This is a genomic window from Hymenobacter sublimis (genome assembly GCF_023101345.1).
Taxonomy (GTDB): domain Bacteria; phylum Bacteroidota; class Bacteroidia; order Cytophagales; family Hymenobacteraceae; genus Hymenobacter; species Hymenobacter sublimis.
On sequence record NZ_CP095848.1, the window covers coordinates 1,779,072 to 1,804,994 of the forward strand.

The window sequence follows — 25,923 nt, forward strand, 5'->3', positions numbered from 1 at the left end:
TAAGGCCAGCTCGTACGCCACTTTTTAATTCATGATTTTTAATTTTTAATTTAACAAGATGCCCGAAGCAGTACCCCCCGGATTCGAGTCGCTGGCTACCAGCCGCGCCTATTTCACGCAGGAATCCATGCTGGCCGTGGAAACGCGGAAACGGAAGCTGTTTATCGGGCTGCCGCGGGAAACCTCGCTGCAGGAAAACCGCATCTGCCTAACGCCCGAAGCCGTGAAGCACTTGGTGGAGGCAGGCCATGAAATTCTACTGGAAAGTGGGGCCGGGGAGCCCAGCAAGCACTCCGACCACGACTACTCCGAGGCGGGCGCTACCATTGCCTACTCGCAAAAGGAGGTGTTCGAGGCCGATATCATCCTGAAAGTAGCCCCGCCTACCTACGACGAGATTGAGTACATGCGGGCCGGGCAAACCCTGATTTCGGCCCTGCAGTTTGGCACCCTGACGGGCGAATACATCACGGCCCTGACCAAGAAAAAGATTAACGCCATCAGCTTTGAGCTGATTAAGGACCCTTCCGGGGCCCGGCCGGTGGTGCGGGCCATGTCGGAAATTGCGGGTTCCACCGTCATGCTCATTGCGGCCGAGTACCTGGCCCGCTCCAACGAGGGTAAAGGCGTGATTCTGGGCGGTATTACGGGCGTGCCGCCCTCGCAGGTCGTGATTTTGGGAGCGGGTACAGTGGCCGAGTACGCCGCCCGCGCCGCTACCGGGCTGGGGGCCGAGGTGAAAGTGTTCGACAACCACCTCTACAAGCTGCGCCGGCTCAAAATGAACCTGTGCACCCCGCAGCTCTACACGAGCACCCTCGACACCTACGCCCTCAACCAGCAAATCCGCCGCGCCGACGTAGTGATTGGGGCCCTGAACGCCGAAGAAGGTCGCCTACCCTTCATGGTGTCCGAAGACGTGGTGTCGCAGATGGCGCCGGGCTCCGTGATTATCGACGTGAGCATAGACCAGGGCGGTTGCTTTGAAACCAGCGAGATGACGAGCCACAGCAAGCCCGTCTTCCGCAAGTACGATGTGATTCATTACTGCGTGCCCAACATTGCCTCCCGGGTGCCGCGCACCGCTACCAACGCCCTAAGCAATATTTTTACGCCTATTCTGCAGGAAATCAGCCAGCACGGGGGCATCAATGAGGTGTTGTTTACCAACGAGCACTTCCGCTCCGGGGTGTACGTCTATAAAGGTTCGCTCACTAACGCCAGCATTGCCCGCAAGTTCAACATGCGCTACAAAGAGCTAGCCCTGATGATTGCCGTGCGTAACTAAATCACGGATTTAGACGGATTATTCAGATTCCACGGATTTTGTAGTGCAATACGGCCTGTGCGTAAGTACAGGCCTTTTTTATGGCCGCCCCGTTACCCAGCAAGCAGCCAGCCAGTTGGGAGAATGGGCCCCGTGGAGTAGATGCGAGTGTGCCATCAGGTATCCCTGCTGCGCTACGGTTTGCCCTGCCTAACCTGTGCAGGACGCACGGACGAGGGTGCGCTCAGTTGCTGCCCAACCGGAATGCCTATGGCCGCTAACAGAAATATACCGGGCAGTAGTGGCACAATAAATCGGTTGTCCCAGTCGGGTAGGGTAGCCGCGGCAATGGTGGCTTGCAAGCCGATTACTATTAGGAAAAACAGCCGCTGCGGTTGGGAGAGAATAGTTTTTTTTAGCCCTAGCCAGGCAAGTAAATAAGCTGGGTAAATAAATAAAATGATAGAAATATTATGAATTGCGGAATAATACGGTTTAATCTGTGCAAAGAATACGATGAATTTTAAGACAAATAATTTAGTAAAGTAAAAAGGATTGTGGCCAATAAATAATAGTAATTGCTGCCACAGTGGTGCGGTAGCGGCCGGAATATACAACGGGGTGCTAGAGGTAACAGCCCCGAACGGGTGGCCGCCAAATAAAGAGCCGCCCTGGTAGATAGATATGAGCGAGAAGATATTGTGTAGTATCCTATTAAAACTAAATCCCGCAAGTAAAATAAATACCACGGATGCACCCACCGCAACCCGGCGGAAGATAGATTGGCTGTAGTGCTTGAGCAGGAAAAGCAGGTAGAAAAAGGTAGCTACCCCAATGACGATACCATTAGGCCGCAAGAAAAGCAGCCACCCAAGCAAAGGTGCCGCCAGTAGTAATTGCCTGACCTTTTGGGCCTTGAGCAGAACGTACGTATAAATCGTGAGGATGCTGCAGAACAGGGCATCGGTGTGAATATAGAAGTTCCAGGCCTGCAAATCGGGCCAGGCAACGTAGGCCAGAGTAGCTGTGAACGCCGCCTGCCAGCGGCTGGTAAGGCGCTGGGCTAGGGCGTACAGGCAACAAGCGGCTACGCCAGAAAGCAGGCTTTGAAATACAACAACGGCTTCGAAGGGTAGCTGAAGTTTTAAAAATAAAGCCAGTAATGCCGTATATCCAATGTATAAGATGTTCCGGTCCCAAACCAAGTGATGCTGCACGGCCATTTCTGTGGCGTGCTGAATATAGCGGTGGCTATCAAAAACAATTCTTACCCCGTAGCGGCTAAATAAAATAAGTTGAACGAAAAGCCAGGTGAAACTTAAAAAATAGACGTGGTACAGGCGAAATGCATTTCGTAACATATAACGTAACCTACTGGTGGTGCTGTGCGGGCTGGTTGTGCGCGGCTAAGCAAAAGAGAAAGTCAGCACCTAGAATGAGTGGCAAAGTGCAAGGGGCAACTACTCGCCTGCGGGCGGCGCGGCCAACAGTAATACCTGCCAGGCTTCCAGCAGTCGGCCTTCCTCTAGTAACTGCTTACCTAGCAGCATCAGCTCCCGGCGCTGTCGGGCCGGTTCACCACGAAACTTGTTCAGGGTGTATGCTACCAGTGGCTCCTGCTGGTAGGCTCGCACCTGCTCGGGGGTAGGTAGGGCATGTTGCTCGATGTTGGCCAGCCGGCCCAGGTTATTGCCCGTCAGCACCTCAGAGGTGCGGATATGCTCTGGCAACTGGTCAATGCCGATGCCCAGGTTGCGGTTGGGTTTGGGCACCTCAAAGAGGCTGCTGCCCGAGGCCCGGCAGTACCAGTCGCCGCCCAGGCGGGCAATGGCGTCCAGCTTCTCGGGGTCGATGCCAATGCCGGAAGGTAGAATAATGTCTTCCCGAAAGTGGGCCCGCACCACCCGGCAGATGACCAGGTTGCCCGCGCCGTTGTTGGTGCCCAACTCCACCACTTGCTCCACCACACACTCGAAGGCGGCAGGGGCCTCCAGCACCCGCGGTGGGCGCACTTGCTGGCTGGCTACCTCAGTAAAACCAGCCTTCACGAATTCATTAACCCCTTTCTCGTATTCGGTGCTGGCCAAGGACATTTGCTCCACCATGGCGTAGTCGCAGATGTGAATGACGCACTCGGCTACCTCTCGCACGTTTTCCAACGTGTGCTTCTGGGAGTTGTCGCGCACCCGGTTGGCCGGCGAGAAAACTAGAATGGGCGGGTTCGAGCCAAAGCAATTGAAAAAGCTAAAGGGACTGAGGTTGACGTTGCCGGCGGCATCTAGGGTGCTGACGAAGGCTACGGGGCGGGGCGCCACCGCTCCCACCATAAACGGATGCCAGTCGCTGGGTTTTAAATCAGTCGGAACGATGCTGCGAAATGGGGTAGGGGTGGGCATGAGCGGGGTAAATGAAAGGAAACAACGTAGCGATGAACGGTCGTTTGGGCAACCAAAAGTAGGGCCTGCGCATCTAGCACCCACACCTTAGCTGATTTACTATGCGGCAGCGGCTTCTACTTATCTTAGTACTCCTGGCGGCGGGCGCCTTGCGCGCGCACGGGCAAACCCCTGCCGATACTGCTCATCTGCGCCGGCACCTAGTGGCCCTGACGACCACGCCCGCGCCGCGCAACTACCTTCACGAAGCCAGCCTCAACCAAGCCGCCGACTACATCCGGCGGGAACTGGCCGCGGCCGGGGCCCGCACCAGTGAACAGCAATACGAGGTGCAAGGCCGCCGCTACCGCAACATTGTGGGGTACTTCGGGCCTTCTCAGGGCCCGCGCGTGGTGGTAGGGGCTCACTACGATGTCTGCGGGGAGCAGCCGGGCGCCGATGATAATGGCACCGGGGTAGCTGCCCTGCTGGAGCTGGCTCGCCTGCTTGGGCAACAGCCCCGGTTGCCGTATCCCATTGAGCTGGTTGCCTACACGCTAGAGGAGCCGCCTTTCTTTCGTACCAAACAAATGGGTAGCTACGTGCACGCTCAGGCCCTGCACGAGGCCGGCGTGCCGGTGCGTGGTATGGTGGCCCTGGAAATGCTGGGCTATTACAACGACCAGCCCGGCAGCCAAGAGTACCCAGTAGGCGCCTTGAAGTGGCTATACGGCCGGCGCGGCAACTACGTAACGGTAGCCCAAAAATTTGGGAATGGCCAGTTTGGCCGTCAGTTTGCGCGTCGTTACAAAGCGGCGGCCACGCTGCCCGTGAAACGCTTTAAAGCTCCGGCCTGGCTGCCCGGTATTGATTTTTCGGACCACCTGAATTACTGGCATTTTGGCTATTCGGCCGTATTGCTCACCGATACGGCTTTCTACCGCAACAAAAGCTACCACGAGCCCACTGATACGCTGGCCCGCCTAGACATGCGTCGGCTGGGGCTGGCCGTAGATGCCGTGCTGGCGACGCTGTTGCGCCCGTAAATAGCCCATTACCCGAACCTCGCCGGACTGGGGGCGTACGCTGTCCTACGTGCCTGGCAGTTTAGGGCAGTTCTAATGATAAAAAACTTCTTCTTGCTACTCGGTTGCTGCGCGCTGACGGCTACTGGCTACGGCCAGAGTCCCCGCCTCACGGACCGAAATACGCTGGGGTGGCTGGTGTATTCCGGTGACCATCAGCTGACCGAGAAATGGGCCGTGCACACCGAATATCAGTGGCGGCGGGTGAATTGGTTGCGGGCCCCGCAGCAGCAATTGGCCCGCCTGGGGCTGGTACGCACGCTCCCCAACCACGTAACGATAAGCGGGGGCTACACCTACTTCCAGACCCACCGCTACGGTGACTACCCCACCGTGCCTGCGCGGCCCGAACCTGAGCACCGCTTGTACCAGGACGTTTCGCTGGAAAACCCAGTGGGCCGGCTCTCGCTCACGCACCGTTTGCGGCTGGAGCAGCGCTGGCTGGGTTCCCGTAGTGCCGAAGGGCAAGGCCCGGTGCAGGACTGGGCATTTCAGAACCGGATTCGCTACCAGCTTTCTGGGCAATATCCGCTGCAAGGACCAAAGGTGGAAGACGGAGAGTGGTACCTCAACGCTTTTGATGAGCTGTTCATCGGCTTCGGGCGCAACGTGGCAGGCAATGTGTTCAACCAGAATCGGCTATCCGGTGGGCTAGGCCATCAATTCAATGACAAAGCCAAGGTGGAGCTGAACTACCTCTATCAGATCAGCCAGCACGCCTCTCCGGACCCCATCTCGGGCCGGCCGGTTTTCGAAAACAACCACGGATTTCGGCTGAATGTGCTCTATGACCTTGATTTTACGGGTAAGTAGTTAGGGCCACTGTTCTACCCACGTCCTCGCTCGAATCGTTGATTAGTAGCACAACGTCAGGATGTGATATGCGTCGCCTCCAGTCCTGCATGACAGTCTTGTGTTTGTCATACTCCTGACTCATACTATACACTAACTATGCTGAACGAAATAATAGTTGCTAAAATACTATATGTTTACTAAATAGCTATAGGTATTGTATAGTAACTCCTTACTCACCCCCGTATGTCTCAGCTGCATTGCCCCAAGTGTGAATCGACGGATGCTACCAAAAGCGGGATTGTAGGCGGCCGGCAGCGGTACAAGTGCAAGAACTGCGGCTACCACTTCTCCGTGGCCAAGGCCGGCAAGGAAATAAACTCCTACTACGTCATCAAAGCTCTGCAGCTATACGTAGAGGGGGTGAGCTACCGCGAAATTGAGCGGCTGCTGGGCGTAAGTCACGTGTCGGTGATGAACTGGGTAAAGAAATACGGCATGAAAGCCCCCCGCCAAACCGACTATCATCCGACCTACAAAATCATGAATCAGAAGGAGCTAGCGGAGTTTTTTCAGAAGCCCGAAAACCTGAAAGAGGCCGGACTTATCGTGACGGAGCTGGGGGATAAGTACATGATGATTCGCTGGGAGCGGTTTCGGCAGGGGTAGGCTATAGCGCTTAGCAGAAGTATAACTACTGCGTGACTTCTGCGTTGGGATTTTCCTACTTGGGGCTACTAGTCCGGCACCGCTTGGTGGCTGGCTACCTGCCCCGACCCATCCCAACCCTCAACCCCACCAAACCCTATGCGAACTACTCGCTACGCGTTGGCTATGAGCGCGCTGCTGGCATCAGCCGCCGGTGCTACGGCCCAGGTAACGCCTACTCAGCCGCCTGCTACGCCGGCTCCACCACCTGCGGCTCCCACGCCCGTCGTGGCCGTGCCCACTGCTACTCCCGCCGAAACCGTGCCCTACGGCTCTGGTATGAAAGTAAATCTTTCCCCGGACGGCACCAAGTACCTGCGGTTTATCACCTGGCACCAAGTCTGGACGCGCTACACCGAAAACAACGCCGGCACCCTACGTGCTCCGGGCAAGCCCCAGTCTGACCAGCTGGATTTTTCCTTGCGTCGTTCCCGCCTGATTGTGCTTTCGCAGTTGAACCCGCGCTTTTTGGTGTACACGCACATCGGTGTCAATAACCAAACGGCTGTGAGTGGGGGTATTACGCCTGCCGTAGACGGCAAAAAGCCTCAGCTTTTTGTGCACGAGGCAGTAGTAGAGTATAAGGTCAATAAGTATCTGAACCTGGGGGCGGGCATGCACTACCAGAACGGCCTTTCGCGCATGACGCGCTCCAGCACCATCAATTACCTTACCCTGGATGCGCCGCTCACCAACTGGCCTACCATTGAGGCTATCGACCAGTTTGTGCGCGGTATTGGCGTGTACGGCAAGGGCCGTATTGGCAAGCTCGACTACGTTTTGTCAGTGAATGAGGCGTTCCTGACCAATCAGACGGGGGCGTTCAGCACCCCGTTGGGCCTAGGTACGACCACCGGCACCGGCGCAAATCGGCTGAACACCGGCAGCAATACGGCCCAGTACAATCCGCAGGGTACCAACCACGTGTACCAGGGCTACTTCAGCTACGAATTTCTGGAGCAGGAAGCCAACCTGTTACCCTTCAATGTGGGCACTTACCTGGGGGCCAAGCGCGTGTTCAACATCGGGGCGGGCTTCTTTTATAACAAAGACGGCATGTACTCGCGCCCGGCCGGCAGTGTGCTGAACGCAGCGGCCATCGACGCGGCCACCACCGCCGGCGTTGGCTCCCTGAACACCATTGGTACGCGCAAGCATGACATTGCCCTGTTTGCGGCTGATGTGTTCTTTGATACGCCCATTAATAAGGATGCCGGCACGGCCTTTACGCTTTACGGAGTGTATTACAACTACAACATGGGCCCGAACCACACCCGCTTCATTGGGGCCGCCAACCCCGGCTGGGGCGCTGACGCCCGTCGTGGTAACGCCGTGCCTCACTCGGGTACCGGCAATGTAGGCTACCTGCAGGCGGGCTACCTGCTGCCTAAAAATCTGCTGGGTCCTAAGCTGCGCGTGCAGCCCTATGCTTCCCACCTGCTGGCCGGCTACGAAGGCTTGCGCACCAGCAGCGGCGAGCAGAAAAACGTGAACATTTTTGATGCGGGCGCCAACTTCTACATTGATGGGCACAACGCCAAGTTTACGCTCAACTACCGCGCCCGTCCCGACTTTACAAACGTGAACAACGTGGACTACAAGCCGGAAATCACTCTGCAAACCCAGGTAGCGCTGTAAGGCAGGGGCAAACTGGTAAATCAGTGAGGCGGCTGTAGCAGCTGCGCCCCTTCGTCCTGCACTTTATAACTAAGGCCCGACGACGAGTTGCTGGGCAGCCTCTGCTACCAGACGTGCAACTCCCATTCTATTCTTTTCACCACCACAACTCCCACCAATCATGGCCCAGAACTTACCGCAGCGCGACGCCTACGCCGGTGCCGCGCCCGTGGGCGGCACGCCCTCCGCCGACGATTCGCTGACCCACGACAACAACGCCGTTTCGACCAGTAAAATCTGGCAGGTGATTACCGCCTCCTCGGTGGGCACCGTCATTGAGTGGTACGATTTCTACATCTTCGGTTCGCTGGCCGCCATTATCGGGCCGGTGCTGTTTGGCTCCACGGGTAAGATTGAGGACACCATTTTGGGCACCTTGGCCGTGTTTGGGGCGGGGTTTGTGGTGCGGCCGTTTGGGGCCTTGTTCTTCGGCCGCATCGGCGACATGATTGGGCGCAAGTACACCTTCCTGCTCACCCTGCTGATTATGGGCGGCGCTACCTTCGTAACGGGCCTGATTCCGAGCTACGACAAAATTGGCATTGCCGCCCCGGTGATTGTTACCATCCTGCGCTTGCTTCAGGGCCTAGCCCTGGGCGGCGAGTACGGCGGCGCTACCACCTACGTGGCCGAGCACTCCCCCGACAACCGGCGCGGCTACTACACCAGCTTCATCCAGATTACGGCCACGGCCGGCCTGCTGCTGAGCATTCTGGTCATTATTGCCACGCGCAAAACCATGGGCGAAGAGGCCTTCAAGGACTGGGGCTGGCGCATTCCGTTCCTGCTCTCGGGCCTGCTGGTCATTGCCTCCTACTACATTCGCCGCAAGCTCCACGAGTCGCCGCTGTTTGCCAAGGCCAAGTCGGAGGGCAAAACCAGCACGAACCCCCTGCGCGAGTCGTTCGTGAACCCCGTAAACCGCCGCTTGGTGTTGATTTCGCTGTTCGGCGCTACCATGGGACAAGGCGTGGTGTGGTACACTGGCCAGTTTTACGCCTACTCCTTCATGCAGAACACCCTGAAGCTGGACCTGGTAGACGCTAGCCTGGTGCTGTGCAGCGCCCTGATTCTGGCCACACCCTTCTTCGTGTACTTCGGCTCCCTGTCGGACCGCATCGGCCGCAAGAAAATCATCATGATGGGTTTGCTCTGCGGGGCGCTGTTTACCTTCCCTATCTTCTACGGCCTCAAGCAGTTTGCTGGCCCGCTAACCGAAGTAACCGCCGCTACCGTGGATGCCACGGGTAAAGCCGTACCGGCCGTGATGAAGGCCCTCACGCCCAACCTGCTGGCCATGACGGCCCTCACGTTCTGCCTCGTGCTGTTCGTGACCATGGCCTACGGACCCATTGCTGCCTACCTCGTGGAGCTGTTCCCGACGAAGGTGCGCTACACCTCTCTTTCGCTGCCCTACCACATCGGCAACGGCGTATTCGGCGGCTTCGTGCCCCTAATTGCCACGGCCCTCACCCTGCGCGCCGCCGCCTCCGATACGCCCTTCATTAAGGAACACAGCACCCTGGCCGGCCTCGTCTATCCGGTGAGCATTGCCCTGATTTGCTGGTTTATTGGGCAGGCCTTGATGAAGGACGTGCGCAACGTGAAGCTGATGGAAGATAACCCCGTCTAGTGCGCGCCTTGACAGGTGAAGCTTTACCCTGAGGCCCATGCGTTGCCCAGGCAAGTAAAAGTCCGTCGGGCCGTTGGTTCGGCGGATTTTGCGCGACAGGCGCCTGTGTTTTCGTTGGTTTCGTAGGTTGCTGATGTTCACTTCGTCGGCTTTACCACCGCTTCGCCATGCCTCCCATTCCGCCCCAGGAGCGACCAGAACAGCGCCGCGGCCAGCAGCTGCTCTTCGTGACCGTGCTGTTTGCCGTGCTCCTCAATTTTCCCTTCCTGGCCGTTTTCGACCATGATGGCCGGGTAGGCGGCATCCCGGTACTCTACCTCTACGTGCTGCTGGTATGGGTGCTGCTGGTGCTGCTCACCGGTTGGCTGGTGAGGCGGTGAACTAGTGAGATGGTGAGGTGGTGAGTTGACGTGCTGACGGCGCAGGTAGTTTACGCCCTTCGCACAGCTCCTAACGGTCCGTCCCTACCTTCTCTGCTAGTAACTACCGCCGTATTATACCGCCAGCACGTCAACTCACCATCTCACTAGTTCACCATTTCACCATTTCACCGCCTCACCACTCCGTGAATACCCTGCTCGTTATCGGCTTTTCCTTTGGCTACCTCGCCCTGCTGTTTGGGGTGGCGTATGCGGCGGAGCGGCGTTCGGCGGCGCGGCGGAGCCTGGTGAGCAACCCCTACGTGTACGCCCTGAGCATGGCCGTGTATTGCACGGCCTGGACGTATTACGGTTCCGTGGGGCGGGCGGCGCACTTCGGGCTGGAGTTCATCGGGATTTACCTGGGTCCTACGCTAATGGCGCCGGCGGCTTGGCTGGTCTTGCGCAAAATCATCCGCATCTGCCGGCAGCAGCGCCTCACCTCCATTGCCGATTTCATTTCGGCTCGCTACGGCAAAAGTGCTTGGCTCGGGGCGCTAGTAACTACCGTGTGCGTGCTGGGGGTAGTGCCCTATATTTCCTTACAAATCAAGGCCATTGCTGCGTCTTTCGACATCCTGACCGGGGGCGGTGAAACCTCCCTGCTGGCCGGCGGGGGGGTAGGGCTGTCGTCAGCTTTCGTGACAACGGTAGCCCTGGCTTTCTTCACCATCATCTTCGGAGTGCGCTCCATTGAGGCCACGGAGCGCCACGAAGGCATGGTGCTGGCCGTGGCCCTGGAAAGCCTAGTGAAGCTCGTGGCCTTCCTGGCGGCGGGCCTGTTCGTGACGTATAGCCTGTTCAACGGCTTTGCCGACGTATTCAGGCGGGCCGCGGTGGTGCCAGAGCTAAGCCGGCTGTTTACGTTGGAGGGTGCCGGTACGGCCCCAGGTCAGTGGCTAACCTTGCTGCTACTGAGCATGGCCGCTATTCTGCTGCTACCCCGCCAGTTTCAGGTAGCCGTAGTGGAAAACGTAAACGAAGACCACTTGCGCAAAGCCATGTGGCTGTTTCCGCTCTACCTCATCATCATCAACCTGTTCGTGCTGCCCCTGGCGTTCGGGGGCGTCTGCTTGATAATGGGGGCCACTTCGACGCCGATACGTTTGTGCTGGCTCTGCCCCTGCAGGCTAGGCAGCCCTGGCTGGCCCTGCTGATTTACCTAGGCGGACTGTCGGCGGCTTCCTCCATGATTATCTTGGAAACCATTGCCCTGAGCGTGATGATGAGCAACCACCTGCTTATGCCCCTGCTGGTTCGCATTCCGGCGGCCCGGGCCGAAGGGCCGCGCTGGTTTGCCTACCTGGGCCAGGTGGCCCTGCACAGCCGCCGCCTGGCCGTGGTGCTGGTGCTGCTGCTGGCGTATGGTTACTACGTGGAGGTAGGCCACTTGCTGCCCCTGGTGAACATTGGGCTCGTGTCCTTCGCGGCCGTGGCGCAGTTTGCGCCAGTGGTGCTGGGCGGCCTGTACTGGAAAGGCGGCACCCGCGCCGGTGCTACGGCTGGCATTCTGGCGGGCTTTGTAGTGTGGTTTTTTACTCTGGTGCTACCTACCATGGTTGGCCCCAACTTACTGCCCGATACCCTGCTAACCGACGGCTTGTTTAGCCTACGGGGGCTGCGGCCCTTCGCCTTATTTGGGCTCGAAGGCCTTGATTATCTGTCGCACGGGTTGTTCTGGAGTTGGTTTTTTAACCTGGGTCTGTACGTGGGCGTTTCGTTGCTACGCCAGCCCTCGGCCCTGGAAGAGCACCAGGCCGCCGTGTTCGTGGATGTGTTTCGCTACGGGGCCGTGTTTGAAGGGCCGGCCGGCTGGCAGGGCGCCGCGCCCCTGCCCGATGTGCGGGCCCTACTCACGGGCTTTCTGGGCAAAAAGCGCGCAAACCAAGCCCTACACGCCTTTCAAGAGCGTTTTCCGGATGCCCACGTAACCGAGGGCGTGACTCCGCCCCAGGCCGACCCGCGCCTACTCACCTACGCCGAGAAGCTGCTGGCCGGTTCCATCGGCCCGGCCTCGGCGCGGCTGCTGCTGCGCTCCTCGGTAGGGGTAGAGGACATCAGTTTTGATAAAGTCGTCGGGATTTTGCGGGAAAGCCAGCAGCTGCTGGAAGCCAACCGCCAGCTGCAGAAGCAGCAGCGCCAACTCCAGCGCCTGACCGCCCAGCTGCAGGCCGCCTACGACCAGCTGCAGGAATTGGATCAGCACAAAGACGAATTCCTGTACACCGTCACCCACGAGCTGCGCACGCCCCTGACCAGCATCCGGGCCCTGTCCGAAATTCTAACCGACAACCCCGAGCTGGACGAGGAGGAGCGACACCGCTTTCTGCTCACCATCACCCGGGAGTCGGAGCGGCTGAGCCGGCTGATTACGCTGGTGCTGGATTTGGAAAAGTACGAGTCGGGCAAGGCCACCCTGGAACGCGGGGCCGTAGACGTGGCCGACATCATTACCGATGCCCTGGAGGCGGTAGGCCAGCTACTGCGCGACAAGCACCTGCACCTGGACCTGGCCGTGCCGCCCGGCCTGCCGCCCTTGCTCGGCGACCGAGACCGGCTGATGCAGGTGCTGGTAAACCTGCTCAGCAACGCCATCAAATCGTGCCGCCCCGATGGTTCCGGCCGCATTGCGGTGGTAGTAGAAGCCGCTACCCAGGCCCTGCGCATCACGGTGCAGGACAACGGCAAGGGCATCGACCCGGAATTTCACCAGCTCATTTTCGACAAGTTTTTCCAGGCCCGCAACCAAACCATGCGCAAGCCGGAAGGCTCGGGCCTGGGCCTGGCCATTACCAAAAAGATAGTAGAGCTGCACGCCGGCCGCATTTGGGTGGAAAGCGCCCCGGAGCAAGGCGCCCGGTTCTCGGTTGAACTACCCGTAACTGCTGCCTCGGAATGACCAAGGTGCCTTGTGCCCGCTTTATGTAACTGCTCGCCTACCTCTCCTTACACAACTTAGCTTGCCTTCCTCATGCCGACTCCCCACATTCTGATTGTCGATGATGAGCCCAACATTGTAATGTCGCTCGAATTTCTGATGCGCAAAAGCGGCTATCAGGTGAGCATTGCCCGCAACGGCACCGAAGCCCTGGAAGCCGTGGATAGTACCGCCTACGACGTGGTGCTGCTGGACGTGATGATGCCCGACGTGGACGGTTACCAGGTGTGCCGCCACCTGCGCCAGCGCCCCGACCGGGCCGGTACGCGCGTCATCTTTCTGTCGGCCAAAAGCAAGGAGGCCGACATCCAGAAAGGCTACGAGGTAGGGGCCGACCTCTACATTCCCAAGCCCTTCAGCACCCGCCAACTCATGGAAAAAGTAAAAGAACTGCTTAGCGCGCCCGTGTAGCCGCCGGCCGCGGCGCACGGCCTCCGGCAGCTGCCCGCTACCTGCACTCAGCTCCGGCTTCCCTTTCGAAATCTACCACTTCCTAATTCCCGATTCTCATGCCTCATTCGTCCGCCAAGCACGCCCGCATCCGTACCCTGGAGGAATACCACGCCGCTTATGAGCTCAGCACCAACAACCCCGAGCAGTTCTGGGCCGAGGTGGCCGAGCCCTTCACCTGGCGCCGCAAGTGGGATAAAGTATGTACCGATGATTTGAAAGGCGGCCGCAACGAGTGGTTTCAGGGCGCCCGGCTCAACATCACGGAGAACTGCCTCGACCGCCACCTGGCTTCCCGGGGCAACAAGCTGGCCATCATTTACGAGCCCAACGACCCCAAAACGCGCCACCTGCGCCTGACCTACCGGGAGCTCTACCACGAAGTCTGCCGGTTTGCCAACGTGCTGCACAACAACGGCGTGGAGAAGGGCGACCGGGTGTGCATCTACATGCCCATGATTCCGCAGCTGGCCATTGCCGTGCTGGCCTGCGCCCGGATTGGCGCGATTCATTCCGTGATTTTTGCCGGCTTCTCGGCCACCGCCATTGCCGACCGTGTGAACGATGCCCAGGCCAGCGTGGTGCTTACCGCCGATGGCCTCAACCGCGGGGCCAAGCAGATTCCGGTGAAGCGCGTGGTGGATGAGGCCCTGGAAACCTGCCCGAGCGTGCGCCGCGTCATCGTGACGGAGCACCTGGGCTGGCCCGTGCACATGCACGAAGGCCGCGACGTGTGGTACCACGAGGAGGCTGAAGGCGTGGCCAAAACCTGCCCCGCCGAGGAAATGGCGGCCGAGGACCCCTTGTTCATTCTTTACACCTCGGGCAGTACTGGCAAGCCCAAAGGGGTAGTGCACAGCACGGCCGGCTACATGGTGTGGGCCGATTACACCTTCCGCAATGTGTTTCAGGTAGAGGAAAACGACGTGTACTGGTGCACTGCCGACATCGGTTGGGTGACGGGCCACAGCTACCTGCTCTACGGCCCGCTGCTGGCCGGCAGCACCTCGCTCATGTTCGAGGGCATCCCGACCTACCCCGATGCCGGCCGCTTCTGGGAGGTAATTGACAAGCACTCGGTTAGTATCTTTTACACCGCGCCCACGGCCATCCGCAGCCTCATGGCCGCCCCCCTCGACAACGTGCTAAGCTATTCCCTGGACTCCCTGCGGGTGCTGGGCTCGGTGGGGGAGCCCATCAACGAGGAAGCCTGGTACTGGTACTACCAGCACGTGGGCAAGGAACGCTGCCCCGTGGTGGATACTTGGTGGCAGACGGAAACCGGCGGCATTATGATTTCGGCCCTGGCCGGCATCACGCCCAGCAAACCTGCCCACGCCGGCCTGCCACTGCCGGGCGTGCAGCCGGTGCTGCTCACCCAGGAGGGGCAGGAAATTGAGGGTAACGACCAGGAGGGCTATCTGGCCATCAAGCACAGCTGGCCGGGCATCATCCGCACCACCTACGGCGACCATGAGCGGGCCGTGCAAACCTACTTTGGGCCTTACCCCGGCTACTACTTCACCGGCGACGGGGCCCGCCGCGACGAAAACGGGCTGTACCGCATCATCGGCCGCGTGGATGACGTGATTAACGTATCGGGTCACCGCTTCGGCACGGCCGAAATCGAAAACGCCATCAACCAGAACGCCAACGTGGTGGAAAGCGCCGTGGTCGGCTTCCCGCACGATGTGAAGGGCCAGGGCATTTACGCCTATGTCATCTGCCGGACCGGAGCCTGTGAAAACGAGGCCGACAAGCCGCGCATCGAAGCCAGCATTATTGAAACTATCGTGGCGGAAATCGGCAAAATTGCCAAGCCCGATAAAATTCAGATTGTGTCGGGCCTACCCAAAACTCGCTCCGGCAAAATCATGCGCCGCATCCTGCGCAAAGTAGCCGAGGGGGAAACCGGAAGCCTGGGCGATACCACCACCTTACTCGACCCCGCCGTAGTAGACGAAATCATCAGCGGCCGGAAGTAGGTAGGAAGCTGTTCTTAATAAAAACCAAAAACGCCGGCCAAGAGTAGGTCGGCGTTTTTCGTGCTCCTGTAAAGCTGTCATTCCGAGCCTAGCGAGGAATCTGATTTAGCGTCTAGAGTGCAACCCAGATTCCTCGCTGGGCTCGGAATGACAGTTTATGTGTTGTTTTGAGCTATTGCCGAAGTAAACCAGGACGAACTCAGTTTATACCTGGGTAGCCGGCAGTACGGTGCCCGTTACGGCTCCGAACCCAATGCGCAGCCCGTCCCGCTCGCAGTAGCCGCGCATCGTCACCGTGTCGCCGTCCAGCAGAAACTTGCGCTCCGAGCCATCGGCCAGGGGCACGGGCCGGGTACCACGCCAAGCCAGCTCGAGCATGGAACCGAGCGAGTCGGGCGTGGGGCCCGAAATGGTACCCGAGGCGTACAGGTCGCCGACTTGCATGTTGCAGCCGTTGGAGGCGTGGTGGGCCAGCTGCTGGGCCATGCTCCAGTACATGAGGCCGAAGTTGGCGCGCGACACGGTGGTTTCCGGCCCGGCTTCAGGCTGAATGGCTACCTCTAAATTGATGTCAAAGTTATGCTTGTCGAGCTGGCGCAGGTAGAGCAGGGGCTCCGGCTCCTGCACCGGCCCGGCCACCCGGAAGGGCTCCAGCGCGTCCAGCGTCACGACCCACGGCGACACGCTGCTGCCGAAGCTCTTGCCCAGAAACGGCCCCAGCGGCACGTACTCCCAGCTCTGAATGTCACGGGCGCTCCAGTCGTTGAACAACACCAGTCCGAAGATGTAGTCCTCGGCGTTCTGCACCGGTACCGTGTCGCCGAGCTGGGTGCTGCGTCCCACTACAAAGGCCATTTCCAGCTCAAAATCCAGCTGCTGCGAGGGGCCGAAGGTAGGTGCCGGGGCATCGGGGGATTTGCGCTGCCCGTTGGGCCGCCGAATGTTGGTGCCGCTGACCACAATGGAGCTGGCCCGGCCGTGGTAGCCAATGGGGATGTGGCGCCAGTTGGGCAGCAGGGCGTTGGCCGGGTCGCGGAACATCATGCCCACGTTGGTGGCGTGCTCAATGCTGCTGTAGAAATCGGTGTAGTTGTGGGGCTTCACGGGGCGTAGCATCCGCACCTCGCTCTGGCGCAGCAGGCATTCCCGCATGATTTCATCGGAGCGGAGCGCGTCGTTGTCGTGGCGCAGCAGCTCCGAAACACGCTGGCGCACCGCCCGCCACACCGGCCGGCCCAGGGCAATAAACTGGTTCAGGCTGCGCCGCCGAAAAATCTTCGGCATCCGGGGCCCCAGCTCCAGATCCTGAAAAAAGCCGAACTGCGACACGGCGTACAAATCCAGCACGTACTCGCCAATGGCTACGCCCAGCCGCGGCCCGCGCTCCTCGGTTTCAAACACCCCAAAGGGCAGGTTCTGAATGGGAAAGTCGCTGCCGGGGGCAATATCAATCCAGGAATGCAGGCTCGGGTCGTTGGGGTTAGCCATTGGGGTAGGGGTAGTGGAAGGAGGGGCAAAGGTAGCGGGGTAGGAGGAATGATAGCAGAGGCACCCCTACCCTAAGTGGCTCGTGGTTTCTGCCCACACTAGTACCTTAGCCCCTGTTACCTGCAGAAATCCATCACTTGGTTTAACGAACACACTAGTATTCATCTATATAAGAAAATAATGAAACATTCAAGAAGTAGAACATTGCTCATCGGTCTGGTAGCCGGAGTAGTCTATGCATTCTTAATTATGCTAATTGTGAACTCTCAGCACCGGAATGTTTCGTTGGCTTATATTTTCGTTCTGCCTATTACGCTTGGCGCAATTCCTGTTTTATTCACGACTAAAGAGCAATTGCAATTATATAAAACGGACTTGCTCACCCCCTGGGCTATAACCATTACGTTCTTCTTTTTATGCTTTATAGAAGGTTTTGAAGGTATGATTTGCCTAGTAGTTATTGTCGGTCCATTTATTTTGCTTGGCTCTCTAGGAGCATTTATTTACAGGTTTATAAAGCTTAAGAAGAATGGTAGTAATAATATGCTTTACGTGTCTCTGCTAATGCCACTGTTGGTGCTCTTTATAGAAAGTAACATGAAATTAGTTAATCAGGTAAATACGGTAGAAACCAAAATGATTATAAATGCTGATAGAGTAACTGTATGGGAAAACATTAAAAACGTACGAAATATTCAGTCCAATGAAGTCACGCCTCATTTCGTTCATCTTATTGGTGTACCTAAGCCTTTAGATGGGCAGCTTAACAAGGAAGGTGTTGGCGGGATAAGAAGTATTACGTGGGAACGAGGAATTAAATTTTCTGAAGTTATTAAGAAATGGGATGATGGGAATGGCTTCTCCTACGATATAAACGTTAATTCTAAGTCGGTTCCGCCAACCACACTTGATGAACATGTAATGATAGGGGGAAAGTATTTTGATGTATTAGCAGGTAGCTACAGGATAGAAGAATTAAGACCTAATCAAAGTATAGTCTATTTAACGTGCACCTATAGAGTTACAACTAATTTAAACTTGTATAGTAAAATGTGGGCAGACTTTATACTCGACGATTTTAATCAAATGATTTTGGAGGTAATCAAACAGCGTAGTGAAGCTCATGTTACGCACGCTAATCCAATATAATTCGTATTACATTCTAAAAACAAAAAAGCCGAGTTTCCGCAAGGGAACTCGGCTTTTTAATGTATCGAAAATTAGAAACTAAAACTGCGGGGTAGGCACTGGGTTCGGCTGCACGGGGCGGCCGGCCTGGCCGGCGGGCTGCTCGCCCATAGGGGTGGAGTTAATGGCTTCCACGGCCCGGATTTCGGGCACGGCCTTCTTTACCGATTCCTCCACGCCGGCTTTCAGCGTCATCGGCGACATGGGGCAGGTACCGCAGGCGCCTAGGAGCTCCAGTTGCAGCACCATATCTGTGGTAATGTCGAGCACGCGCACGTTGCCCCCGTCGGCGGCCAGATAGGGCCGGATGGTGTCCAGGGCCTGCTCAATGCGGGGCAGGAGCGGATGATGTTCTACGGCAGCGGAATGAGTCATGAATCACAGATTGAGCTGCTGCCGTGGCAGGCACCCAGGCAGGTAGCAGCAGCGTACTTCTTCAAAGGTAAGGCTTTTGGCGCGTATGAAAGCAACACCACGCCCAGCGGTAAAGTTGCCGTTGGCATGACTGCCGAGCTTGTAAACCGCTAGCGGCTCGTAGCCTGGCAACTGCGCTACGACTGCATCTGCACCACCTTGGTGCGGGGCGCTACGGCGTTGCGGATGGATACCTGCCGGGCCAACTCCTCGGCTAGCTGCTCGAACACGGCGGCGGCCGGCGAGCCATCCTGCAGAATGGCGGGCGTGCCTTGGTCACCGTTTTCGCGGATGCTCTGCACCAACGGAATGTGACCCAGCAGCGGTACTTCGTGCTTGGTGGCGAGCTGCTGGCCGCCGCCTTCCCCGAAGATAAAGTACTTGTTTTCGGGTAGTTCGGCGGGGGTAAACCAGGCCATATTCTCCACAATGCCCAGCACCGGCACGTTGATCTGGGGTAGGCGGAACATTTGCAGACCCTTCTCGGCGTCGGCCAGGGCTACTTTCTGGGGCGTGGTCACGATGAGCGAGCCGGTAACGGGCACGGTCTGCACCATGGTCAAGTGAATGTCGGAGGTGCCGGGGGGCATGTCCAGGAGCAGGTAGTCCAGCTCGCCCCACTCCACTTCCGTGATGAACTGCTTTAGGGCCGACGAGGCCATCGGGCCGCGCCACACAATAGCCGACTCCGCGGGGGCCAGGAACCCAATGCTCATCAGCTTCACGCCGTGGGCCTCTACCGGCTGAATCAGGTTGCGACCCTGCGCATTCTGGTACACGTGGGGCCGGGCCGCTTCCACGCCAAACATCAGGGGCATGGAAGGGCCCGAAATATCGGCATCCACGAGGCCCACTTTGGCGCCGGTTTTGGCCAGGGCAATGGCCAGATTGGCCGTAACCGTGCTTTTGCCCACCCCGCCCTTGCCCGAGGCAATGGCAATGATGTTCTTCACGCCGGGCAGTACATCCTGGTTCTGGCGCATGGTGGTCACGCGCGAGGTCATCACAATCACCACCTCGGCCTCCGCGTCCACCATCGTGTGGATGGCCCGCTCGCAGGCGTCGTGAATGAGCTGCTTGAGGGGGCAGGCGGGGGTAGTCAGTACCACCGTGAACGAGACGCGGCGGCCGTCGATGACCACGTCCTCAATCATGTTGAGGGTCACGAGGTCTTTGCCCAGGTCGGGCTCCTCCACGTAGCTTAGGGCCTTAAGAACGGCTTCTGTGGTTATGGTTGCCATTATAAATCAGGGGAAGAAAGTGCGAAAGCAAAGCACAAAGATAACCCGGAAACCGGGGCAGAAGTTGGGAAGTAGCGGGGAAGCTTGCGCATCATGCCCTAGCCCCAGGCAGTAGCCCGCCTTGATGCCGTACGGGTTACCCTTGAAGTGGGCGGAAGTTGGGAAGCTTCCTCACGACTACCTTTGCAGATGTATGGCGCGCATTCCGAAAGAAACTGTAGATCAAATCATCCACCACGCCGATATTGTGGAGGTAGTCGGCGACTTCGTGTCGCTGAAGCGCAAGGGCCAGAACATGTGGGCCTGCTGCCCCTTCCACCACGAAAAGTCGCCGAGCTTTTCGGTGGCCCCGGCCAAGGGCCTCTACAAATGCTTCGGCTGCGGCAAGGCCGGCGGGGTAGTGCAGTTCATCATGGACATTGAGGGCACCAGCTACGTGGAGGCCCTGAAGTACCTGGCCAAAAAGTACGGCATCGACGTTGAGGAGGAAGAAAAGACCCCCGAGCAGCAGCTGGCTCAAAACGAAAAGGACTCCCAGTTCATCGTTTCGAATTGGGCCAAGGACCATTACCATAAGCTGCTGCTCAATACCGACGAGGGCCAGGGCATAGGAGGAAGCTACCTGCGCCAGCGCGGCCTCAACCAGACTACCATTAAAACCTTTGAGCTGGGCTACTCCCTCGACCAGTGGGACGACTTACTGAAGTCGGCCACGGCGGCGGGATTTGAGCAGAAGTACCTGGAAAAAACCGGCCTCGTAATCAAACGCGAGGACGACCAGGGCCAGGACACCGGCCGGCGCTACGACCGGTTCCGGGGCCGCGTGATGTTCCCGATTCACAACGTGTCGGGGCGCGTGATTGGGTTTGGGGCGCGCACACTCAAGCCCAACGACAAGACGGCCAAGTACCTAAACTCGCCGGAGTCGGAAATCTACCACAAGTCCGACGTGCTCTACGGCCTCTACCAGGCCCGGCAGGCCATCCGCACGGAGGAGCTGTGCTACCTGGTGGAAGGCTACCTGGATGTGCTGAGCTTGCACCAGGGGGGTATTAAGAACGTGGTGGCCTCATCGGGAACCTCACTGACGGATGGGCAAATCCGCCTCATTAAGCGCTACACCGACAACGTGACGGTGCTGTATGATGGCGACGCGGCCGGCATCCGGGCCTCCCTGCGCGGCATTGACATGCTGCTGGAAGGCGGCTTGAACGTGCGCGTGGTGCTGTTCCCCGACGGCGACGACCCGGATAGCTACATCCGTAAAGTTGGCGACCAGCGTTTCAAGGACCACTTGGAGCAGGCCAGCCAAGACTTTATTCAGTTCAAGACGGACTTAGTCAGCCGCGAGGCCGCCCAGGACCCGGTGAAGAAGGCCGAGGCCATTCGGGAGGTGCTGCAAAGCATTGGGAAAGTGCCCGACCCGATTAAGCGACAGGTGTTTCTGCAGCAAACTTCCCAGGCCTTCAGCATCGATGAGCAGGTGCTCATCACGGAGTACAACAAGCTGGTGCGCAACGCCTCGGGCAAGGCGGCGGGTGGTACTTCGAGCGGCGGCAGTGGGAGTGGGAGCGGGGCGCCTCAGGGCAGTACGCAGTCCGCGCCGGCTGCGCCTCGCCCGGCCCCGCGCCCCATGAGCCCGGAGGAGGAAGCCGAGGCCCTGATGTACGGCGCCTCGCCCGAGGATCTGATGGGCGGGGGCGGCGACCTGCAAACCCTCACGAAGGAGGACCTGGAGCCCATTCCCGACGTGCTGGAACAGTGCGAGCGGGAGGTAGTGCGCCTACTGCTGCTGTACTCGCCCCAGCCCCTGGCTCCCGACGTGAGCGTGGCCCAGTACCTCCTGCAGCAGCTCGACGACACGCCCTTTAAAACCGGCATCTACGCCGATTTGCTGCACCTGTGCCGGGAGGAGCTACACCAGGGCCGCTGGCCCGAGGTGCGCACCCTCATCCAGCACGGTCGCTCCGATATCCGGGCCCTGGTGGCCGAACTGGCTACCGAAAAGTACGAGTTGAGCCCCAACTGGACCACCCACCAGATTTACGTGCCCCGGGAACTGGACCTACTCCAAACCGCCTGCGACAATGCCATTCTGCGGTTTAACAAAGTGAACGTAGAGCGGGCCCTAGCGGAGCACATGGAAGCCCTGCGCCGCCCCATGGACGAGGCCGCCCTGGATGAGCATTTGACCAACATTCGCCTGCTTAAGCAGATGGATAATCAGCTGGCCAGTATGCTCGGAACCGTCATTCCACGTGCTGCGCTGTAAGCGTTGGGCAAGAAGGAGCATGGGTTAAGAAACTGTTCTCCCGAGTATTCCGCGCATCAAGCGGCAACGGAGGCCTTTGCTTTTAGTAACAAGGAGTTGTTAACAGGTGGCATGACGGCTTTACGTCATTCATAAATCCTAACTGTTCACTCGACCCAGCTTCCTCGTCGCCGCTTGAAGCACGGAATGTTCGGCATAACAATTAAGCTGGCATAACCGCCCCTATGTTTGGCAGCCCCAACCCGCGGGGCGTACCTTTGAGCATGCCTGAATCTCTACCTCCACCGCTGCGCCCGAATGCCCTGCGCTACGTGCGCGACATTTGGCACCGTTTCAATTTGAGCCGGTTTGTGGGGGCGCTGGTCCTCACGGCTTTCAGTTTTGCCGTGGGGGTAGTCGGCTTTATGTGGATTGAGAAATTCACCTTCGTCGATGCCTTCTACATGACCATGATAACCGTCTCGACGGTGGGCTTCGGGGAATTGCACCCGTTGTCGCCGGCCGGGCGGCTGTTTGTGTCGTTTTATATCTTCTTTAACCTCTTGATGCTGGCCTACTTGTTGTCGGTGCTTACCACCTACATCTTCGACGGGGGCCTGCAGACCATGTTTTCTATGCTGCGCAACGACCAGGCCATCCGCGGCTATGCGGGCCACGTTATCGTCTGTGGTTTTGGCCGCAACGGCCGCAAAGCCTACCACGAGTTGCGCGCCAGCGGGGCCGATGTGGTAGTAGTGGAGCAGAATGAGGCCCTGCTAAAAGAAGATGCCGATTCCACCGGTCAAGCTATTCCGGCCGTGTTCGGCGACGCTACCCTGGACGAAACCCTGCGCGCCGCCGGCGTCGTGCGGGCCCGGGCCCTCATCACGGCCCTACCCAAGGATGCCGACAACGTATTTGTGGCCCTTACCGCCCGCGAGCTAAGCCCCGATATTACCATCATTGCCCGGGCCAGCCTCAAAAGCTCGGAAACTAAGCTGCTGCGCGCCGGCGCCGACTCAGTAGTAATGCCCGACGAAATCGGGGGCTCCCACATGGCCAACCTGATTACCCGACCCGAGGTAATCCGCTTTCTGGACATGATTTCGGGCCTGGGGCCCAACAAGCTGCGGCTGGAAGAGTTGCGCTCCGAGGAGTTGCGGCCGGAGTGGCGCGGGCGCAGCATTCGGGAGCTGGACATCCGCTCGCGCACCGGCGCCACCGTCATCGGGCTGAAGCACCAAGTGGGCGGCTTCACGGTAAGTCCGGCGGCCGATCTGGTGCCGGACCTCGGCGACGTGCTGCTGTTTCTGGGCACCGACGCCCAGATTACCAGCCTGCTCGACCAGTTTCGGCAGGTAGGGTAGGCCGTTTGCTGGCGGCGTACGGGGTAGCGGCCGGCGGTTCTCCGGCCTACCTTCGTAGCTTTGCCGGCCCTAACTCACTCTTTCCCGTGCATATTCTTCAGCTCTGTCCGCGCGTTCCGTATCCGCCTACTGATGGTGGGGCCATTGCCATGTACGATGTGACGGCGGGGTTGAGTCGGGCGGGGCATCAGGTAACCGTGCTGGCCCTGAACACGCCCAAGCACCACCAGCCCGCCGATGTGCTCGACCACCTGGGGCCCAACGTGCGCCTTGTGCCCGTGGACGTGGATACGCGCCTTTCACCGGTAAAAGCCCTGCGCAACCTGCTGCTAAGTGAATTGCCCTACAACATCGAGCGGTTCGTGAGTCCGGCCGTGGAGGCCCGCCTCCAGGAGCTGCTCCGCACCGAAGCCATTGACGTGGTGCAGGTGGAAGGTGGCCTGGTGTCGTGGTACGTAGATACGGTGAAACGGCTGGCCCCGGGTGTGCCGACGGTGCTGCGGGCCCATAACGTGGAGTACACCATCTGGCAGATGCTGGCCGAGCGCGAAGCCAACGTGCTCAAACGCCTGTACCTGACCCACCTAGCTAAACGACTGCGGCGCTTTGAGCACCGCACCCTGCCGCGCTTCGACGCCGTGGCCGCCATTACCGAGCCCGACCAGCGCCGCTTGCGCCTGCTGGGCTGCCAGGAGCCAGTGGTGTTCGTGCCCGCCGGCGTCGACCTGAACCGGTTTCAGCGCAACCCCGCCGCCACACCCCGGCCGCGGACCCTATTTATGATCGGTTCCCTGGATTGGCTGCCTAACCAGGAAGGCGTCGACTGGTTTTTGCGGGAAGTATGGCCCAAGGCCCATGAGCTCTACCCCGAACTAGAACTACACATTGCCGGCAAGGAAACCCCGCCCCACATTCGTAACCTGAACTTGCCTGGCGTCACGATTCACGGCTTCGTGGAGTCGGCGGCGCAGTTTATGCAGGAGTACGAGGTCATGCTGGTGCCCTTGCTCAGTGGGGGCGGCATGCGCATAAAAATCATCGAGGGCATGGCCCTGGGCAAGTGCATCATCAGCACCGGATTGGGCTCCGAAGGTATTCACGTGCGCGACAACTTTGATATCGTGCTTTGCGACGAGCCCACCGAATGGCTGGAGCGCCTGGGCCGCTACTACCGCGGCGAGCTGGGCCAGCGGGCCATCGGGGAGGAAGCCGCTCGCACCATTGCTCGCCTCTACGACAACCGCCGGGTAGTGGAAAGCTTCCTCGACCTCTACACCATCCTGACGCCCCAGCCCCGTGCCGCCGCTCGTTGAAATAGTAACGGCTGGGGCGCTGTGGGGCAGCCTGCTGCTGGTGGCGCATACCTACGTGCTGTTTCCGCTGCTGCTGGCCCGCCTGGCCCGGGGTCGCCACCAAAACCAGGAGGTGTACCCGCCCGGTAGCCCCGAACTGCCCCGCGTGGATGTGCTGCTGGCCGTGTACAACGAAGAGCAGGTAATAGAGGAGAAAATCCGCTCCACGTTTGCTACCACCTACCCGCTCGATAAGCTCACCTTCTATATCGGCTCCGACAACTCCCAGGATCAGACCAATGCGCTGGTAACGAAGCTAATAGCTGAGTATCCGGGCCTGCAGTTTCGGCCATTCGGTCAACGCACCGGCAAGCCCGGCGTGATGGAAGCCCTGTCGGCCGAAGCTACCGCGCCGGTGCTGGTGCTCACCGATGCCAACGTGTTTTTTACCCCGGACACGCTTTATCACCTGGTCAAGCACTTTCGTAACCCGCACATCGGGCAGGTAGGCGGCCACATCCTCAACCTCGACCACCGCCGCGACGGTATTTCTGGACAGGAAAAGGCTTACCTGGAGCGCGAAAACCAGATTAAGTATCAGGAAGGGGTAGTATGGGGCGCCATGATTGGGGCCTTTGGCGGGTGCTTTGCCGTGCGCCGAACCTGCTACCACCCGGCCCCGGCCTCCTTTATCGTCGATGACTTTTTCATCTCAATGGCCGTGCTCCAGGAGGGTTACCAGGCTATTAACGAGCTGGCGGCCGTTTGCCACGAAGACGTATCGGATAAGCTGCCGGAGGAGTTTCGGCGCAAAGCCCGTATTTCCACCGGCAACTTCCAGAACCTAGTCACGTTCCGCCGCCTGCTCTGGCCGCCTTGGCGCGGCGTGAGTTTCGCTTACTGGTCGCACAAGGTGCTGCGCTGGCTTACGCCGCTGTTGCTGTTGGTTATGGTGCTGGCTAACATGGTGTTGGTGGCCCGCGGGGCTGGGTGGTTTTATCAGCTGCTGCTGCTTGGGCAACTCGGCGCCCCGTTGCTACTGCTGCTGGATGGGGCCTTGCACCGCGTGGGCGTACACGCGCGGCTGCTGCGCTTCATTACTCACTTCTACAGCATGAATGCTGCCCTACTGCTCGGGCTTTGGCGCTTCCTGACGGGGGTGAAAACGACTGTCTGGGAGCCTACCCAACGGTTTCAGCACAAGCGGTGAGGTAGGCCTTCGGAAGTAGGGCATGAACAAATCAGCTGTTATCTGGAGCAGCGCAAAGGACCTCTACTGGTAGGCAAGGCGAACAGTAAGTGCTTGTGAGTCACATACGACCGTCATGCAGAGCAGAGCGAAGCATCTCGCGG

At 58.8% G+C, this 25,923-nt stretch carries 21 protein-coding genes; 16 read left to right on the top strand and 5 right to left on the bottom strand.

Going from position 1 to position 25,923, the window contains the following annotated elements; translation table 11 throughout:
• The first annotated feature begins 58 nt into the window (after positions 1-58).
• The gene (locus MWH26_RS07505) at positions 59-1,288 is read left to right on the top strand and encodes an alanine dehydrogenase (protein ID WP_247976712.1); all 1,230 of its coding nucleotides are present in this window, start codon (positions 59-61) and stop codon (positions 1,286-1,288) included.
• 173 nt (positions 1,289-1,461) lie between these two features.
• Here the strand turns inward: MWH26_RS07505 and MWH26_RS07510 are convergent, their stop codons facing one another.
• Positions 1,462-2,628 (bottom strand): glycosyltransferase family 39 protein, encoded by a 1,167-nt coding sequence (locus tag MWH26_RS07510; protein ID WP_247976713.1) that lies wholly within the window; start codon positions 2,626-2,628, stop codon positions 1,462-1,464.
• Positions 2,629-2,727: 99 nt separating this feature from the next.
• Complete coding sequence (locus MWH26_RS07515) at positions 2,728-3,663, bottom strand: flavin reductase family protein (RefSeq protein ID WP_247976714.1); 936 nt, start codon at positions 3,661-3,663, stop codon at positions 2,728-2,730.
• 101 nt (positions 3,664-3,764) lie between these two features.
• Between MWH26_RS07515 and MWH26_RS07520 the strand changes: the two genes are divergently transcribed.
• The 10 genes from MWH26_RS07520 (at position 3,765) to acs (ending at position 15,329) form a co-directional block, all read left to right on the top strand.
• On the top strand, positions 3,765-4,688 hold the full coding sequence (locus MWH26_RS07520; RefSeq protein WP_247976715.1) for a M28 family peptidase: 924 nt from the start codon (positions 3,765-3,767) through the stop codon (positions 4,686-4,688).
• Between the two features lie 75 nt (positions 4,689-4,763).
• On the top strand, positions 4,764-5,540 hold the full coding sequence (locus tag MWH26_RS07525) for a DUF2490 domain-containing protein (protein ID WP_247976716.1): 777 nt from the start codon (positions 4,764-4,766) through the stop codon (positions 5,538-5,540).
• Between the two features lie 225 nt (positions 5,541-5,765).
• Positions 5,766-6,188, top strand: a complete 423-nt coding sequence (locus MWH26_RS07530; RefSeq protein ID WP_247976717.1) for an IS1/IS1595 family N-terminal zinc-binding domain-containing protein — start codon at positions 5,766-5,768, stop codon at positions 6,186-6,188.
• Between the two features lie 138 nt (positions 6,189-6,326).
• Complete coding sequence (locus tag MWH26_RS07535; RefSeq protein ID WP_247976718.1) at positions 6,327-7,865, top strand: hypothetical protein; 1,539 nt, start codon at positions 6,327-6,329, stop codon at positions 7,863-7,865.
• A 160-nt stretch (positions 7,866-8,025) separates the two neighbouring features.
• Entirely contained in the window at positions 8,026-9,537 is a 1,512-nt protein-coding gene (locus MWH26_RS07540) for an MFS transporter (protein WP_244695983.1), read from the top strand.
• 167 nt (positions 9,538-9,704) lie between these two features.
• Positions 9,705-9,917: a hypothetical protein gene (locus MWH26_RS07545; RefSeq protein WP_244695984.1), complete on the top strand. Its 213-nt coding sequence runs from the start codon at positions 9,705-9,707 to the stop codon at positions 9,915-9,917.
• Between the two features lie 185 nt (positions 9,918-10,102).
• Positions 10,103-11,113 (top strand): SLC5/6 family protein, encoded by a 1,011-nt coding sequence (locus tag MWH26_RS07550; RefSeq protein WP_247976719.1) that lies wholly within the window; start codon positions 10,103-10,105, stop codon positions 11,111-11,113.
• 398 nt (positions 11,114-11,511) lie between these two features.
• A complete protein-coding gene (locus MWH26_RS07555) occupies positions 11,512-12,855 on the top strand; it encodes a sensor histidine kinase (RefSeq protein ID WP_247977072.1) in 1,344 nt (447 codons plus the stop codon).
• Positions 12,856-12,927: 72 nt separating this feature from the next.
• The gene (locus MWH26_RS07560) at positions 12,928-13,305 is read left to right on the top strand and encodes a response regulator transcription factor (RefSeq protein WP_247976720.1); all 378 of its coding nucleotides are present in this window, start codon (positions 12,928-12,930) and stop codon (positions 13,303-13,305) included.
• A 98-nt stretch (positions 13,306-13,403) separates the two neighbouring features.
• The gene (gene acs / locus MWH26_RS07565; protein ID WP_247976721.1) at positions 13,404-15,329 is read left to right on the top strand and encodes an acetate--CoA ligase; all 1,926 of its coding nucleotides are present in this window, start codon (positions 13,404-13,406) and stop codon (positions 15,327-15,329) included.
• Positions 15,330-15,533: 204 nt separating this feature from the next.
• On the opposite strand, the gene fahA is transcribed toward acs, so the two are convergent.
• Positions 15,534-16,817 carry a fumarylacetoacetase gene (gene fahA, locus MWH26_RS07570; RefSeq protein WP_247976722.1) on the bottom strand — a complete coding sequence of 428 codons (1,284 nt, stop codon included), beginning with the start codon at positions 16,815-16,817 and terminating at the stop codon, positions 15,534-15,536.
• A gap of 180 nt (positions 16,818-16,997) precedes the next feature.
• On the opposite strand from fahA, the gene MWH26_RS07575 reads away from it, so the two are divergent.
• Positions 16,998-17,966 carry a hypothetical protein gene (locus tag MWH26_RS07575; protein ID WP_247976723.1) on the top strand — a complete coding sequence of 323 codons (969 nt, stop codon included), beginning with the start codon at positions 16,998-17,000 and terminating at the stop codon, positions 17,964-17,966.
• A gap of 78 nt (positions 17,967-18,044) precedes the next feature.
• Here the strand turns inward: MWH26_RS07575 and MWH26_RS07580 are convergent, their stop codons facing one another.
• Both MWH26_RS07580 and MWH26_RS07585 read right to left on the bottom strand, forming a co-directional pair.
• On the bottom strand, positions 18,045-18,380 hold the full coding sequence (locus MWH26_RS07580) for a NifU family protein (protein WP_244695992.1): 336 nt from the start codon (positions 18,378-18,380) through the stop codon (positions 18,045-18,047).
• Positions 18,381-18,556: 176 nt separating this feature from the next.
• Entirely contained in the window at positions 18,557-19,660 is a 1,104-nt protein-coding gene (locus tag MWH26_RS07585) for an Mrp/NBP35 family ATP-binding protein (protein ID WP_247976724.1), read from the bottom strand.
• A gap of 193 nt (positions 19,661-19,853) precedes the next feature.
• Between MWH26_RS07585 and dnaG the strand changes: the two genes are divergently transcribed.
• The 4 genes from dnaG (at position 19,854) to MWH26_RS07605 (ending at position 25,780) form a co-directional block, all read left to right on the top strand.
• The gene (dnaG, locus tag MWH26_RS07590; protein ID WP_247976725.1) at positions 19,854-21,932 is read left to right on the top strand and encodes a DNA primase; all 2,079 of its coding nucleotides are present in this window, start codon (positions 19,854-19,856) and stop codon (positions 21,930-21,932) included.
• Positions 21,933-22,195: 263 nt separating this feature from the next.
• A complete protein-coding gene (locus tag MWH26_RS07595; protein WP_244695994.1) occupies positions 22,196-23,278 on the top strand; it encodes a potassium channel family protein in 1,083 nt (360 codons plus the stop codon).
• Between the two features lie 86 nt (positions 23,279-23,364).
• Positions 23,365-24,591 (top strand): glycosyltransferase family 4 protein, encoded by a 1,227-nt coding sequence (locus MWH26_RS07600; protein ID WP_247976726.1) that lies wholly within the window; start codon positions 23,365-23,367, stop codon positions 24,589-24,591.
• The gene (locus MWH26_RS07605; RefSeq protein ID WP_247976727.1) at positions 24,575-25,780 is read left to right on the top strand and encodes a glycosyltransferase; all 1,206 of its coding nucleotides are present in this window, start codon (positions 24,575-24,577) and stop codon (positions 25,778-25,780) included. Before MWH26_RS07600 ends, MWH26_RS07605 begins: the two co-directional genes overlap by 17 nt.
• Positions 25,781-25,923: the final 143 nt, after the last annotated feature.

Bases quoted from the DNA above. Each gene is read 5' to 3' on its own strand.
- MWH26_RS07505 (WP_247976712.1), top strand. From the start codon at position 59: ATGCCCGAAGCAGTACCCCCCGGATTCGAGTCGCTGGCTACCAGCCGC.
- MWH26_RS07510 (WP_247976713.1), bottom strand. From the start codon at position 2,628: ATGTTACGAAATGCATTTCGCCTGTACCACGTCTATTTTTTAAGTTTC.
- MWH26_RS07515 (WP_247976714.1), bottom strand. From the start codon at position 3,663: ATGCCCACCCCTACCCCATTTCGCAGCATCGTTCCGACTGATTTAAAA.
- MWH26_RS07520 (WP_247976715.1), top strand. From the start codon at position 3,765: ATGCGGCAGCGGCTTCTACTTATCTTAGTACTCCTGGCGGCGGGCGCC.
- MWH26_RS07525 (WP_247976716.1), top strand. From the start codon at position 4,764: ATGATAAAAAACTTCTTCTTGCTACTCGGTTGCTGCGCGCTGACGGCT.
- MWH26_RS07530 (WP_247976717.1), top strand. From the start codon at position 5,766: ATGTCTCAGCTGCATTGCCCCAAGTGTGAATCGACGGATGCTACCAAA.
- MWH26_RS07535 (WP_247976718.1), top strand. From the start codon at position 6,327: ATGCGAACTACTCGCTACGCGTTGGCTATGAGCGCGCTGCTGGCATCA.
- MWH26_RS07540 (WP_244695983.1), top strand. From the start codon at position 8,026: ATGGCCCAGAACTTACCGCAGCGCGACGCCTACGCCGGTGCCGCGCCC.
- MWH26_RS07545 (WP_244695984.1), top strand. From the start codon at position 9,705: ATGCCTCCCATTCCGCCCCAGGAGCGACCAGAACAGCGCCGCGGCCAG.
- MWH26_RS07555 (WP_247977072.1), top strand. From the start codon at position 11,512: ATGGTTGGCCCCAACTTACTGCCCGATACCCTGCTAACCGACGGCTTG.
- MWH26_RS07560 (WP_247976720.1), top strand. From the start codon at position 12,928: ATGCCGACTCCCCACATTCTGATTGTCGATGATGAGCCCAACATTGTA.
- acs (WP_247976721.1), top strand. From the start codon at position 13,404: ATGCCTCATTCGTCCGCCAAGCACGCCCGCATCCGTACCCTGGAGGAA.
- fahA (WP_247976722.1), bottom strand. From the start codon at position 16,817: ATGGCTAACCCCAACGACCCGAGCCTGCATTCCTGGATTGATATTGCC.
- MWH26_RS07575 (WP_247976723.1), top strand. From the start codon at position 16,998: ATGAAACATTCAAGAAGTAGAACATTGCTCATCGGTCTGGTAGCCGGA.
- MWH26_RS07580 (WP_244695992.1), bottom strand. From the start codon at position 18,380: ATGACTCATTCCGCTGCCGTAGAACATCATCCGCTCCTGCCCCGCATT.
- MWH26_RS07585 (WP_247976724.1), bottom strand. From the start codon at position 19,660: ATGGCAACCATAACCACAGAAGCCGTTCTTAAGGCCCTAAGCTACGTG.
- dnaG (WP_247976725.1), top strand. From the start codon at position 19,854: ATGGCGCGCATTCCGAAAGAAACTGTAGATCAAATCATCCACCACGCC.
- MWH26_RS07595 (WP_244695994.1), top strand. From the start codon at position 22,196: ATGCCTGAATCTCTACCTCCACCGCTGCGCCCGAATGCCCTGCGCTAC.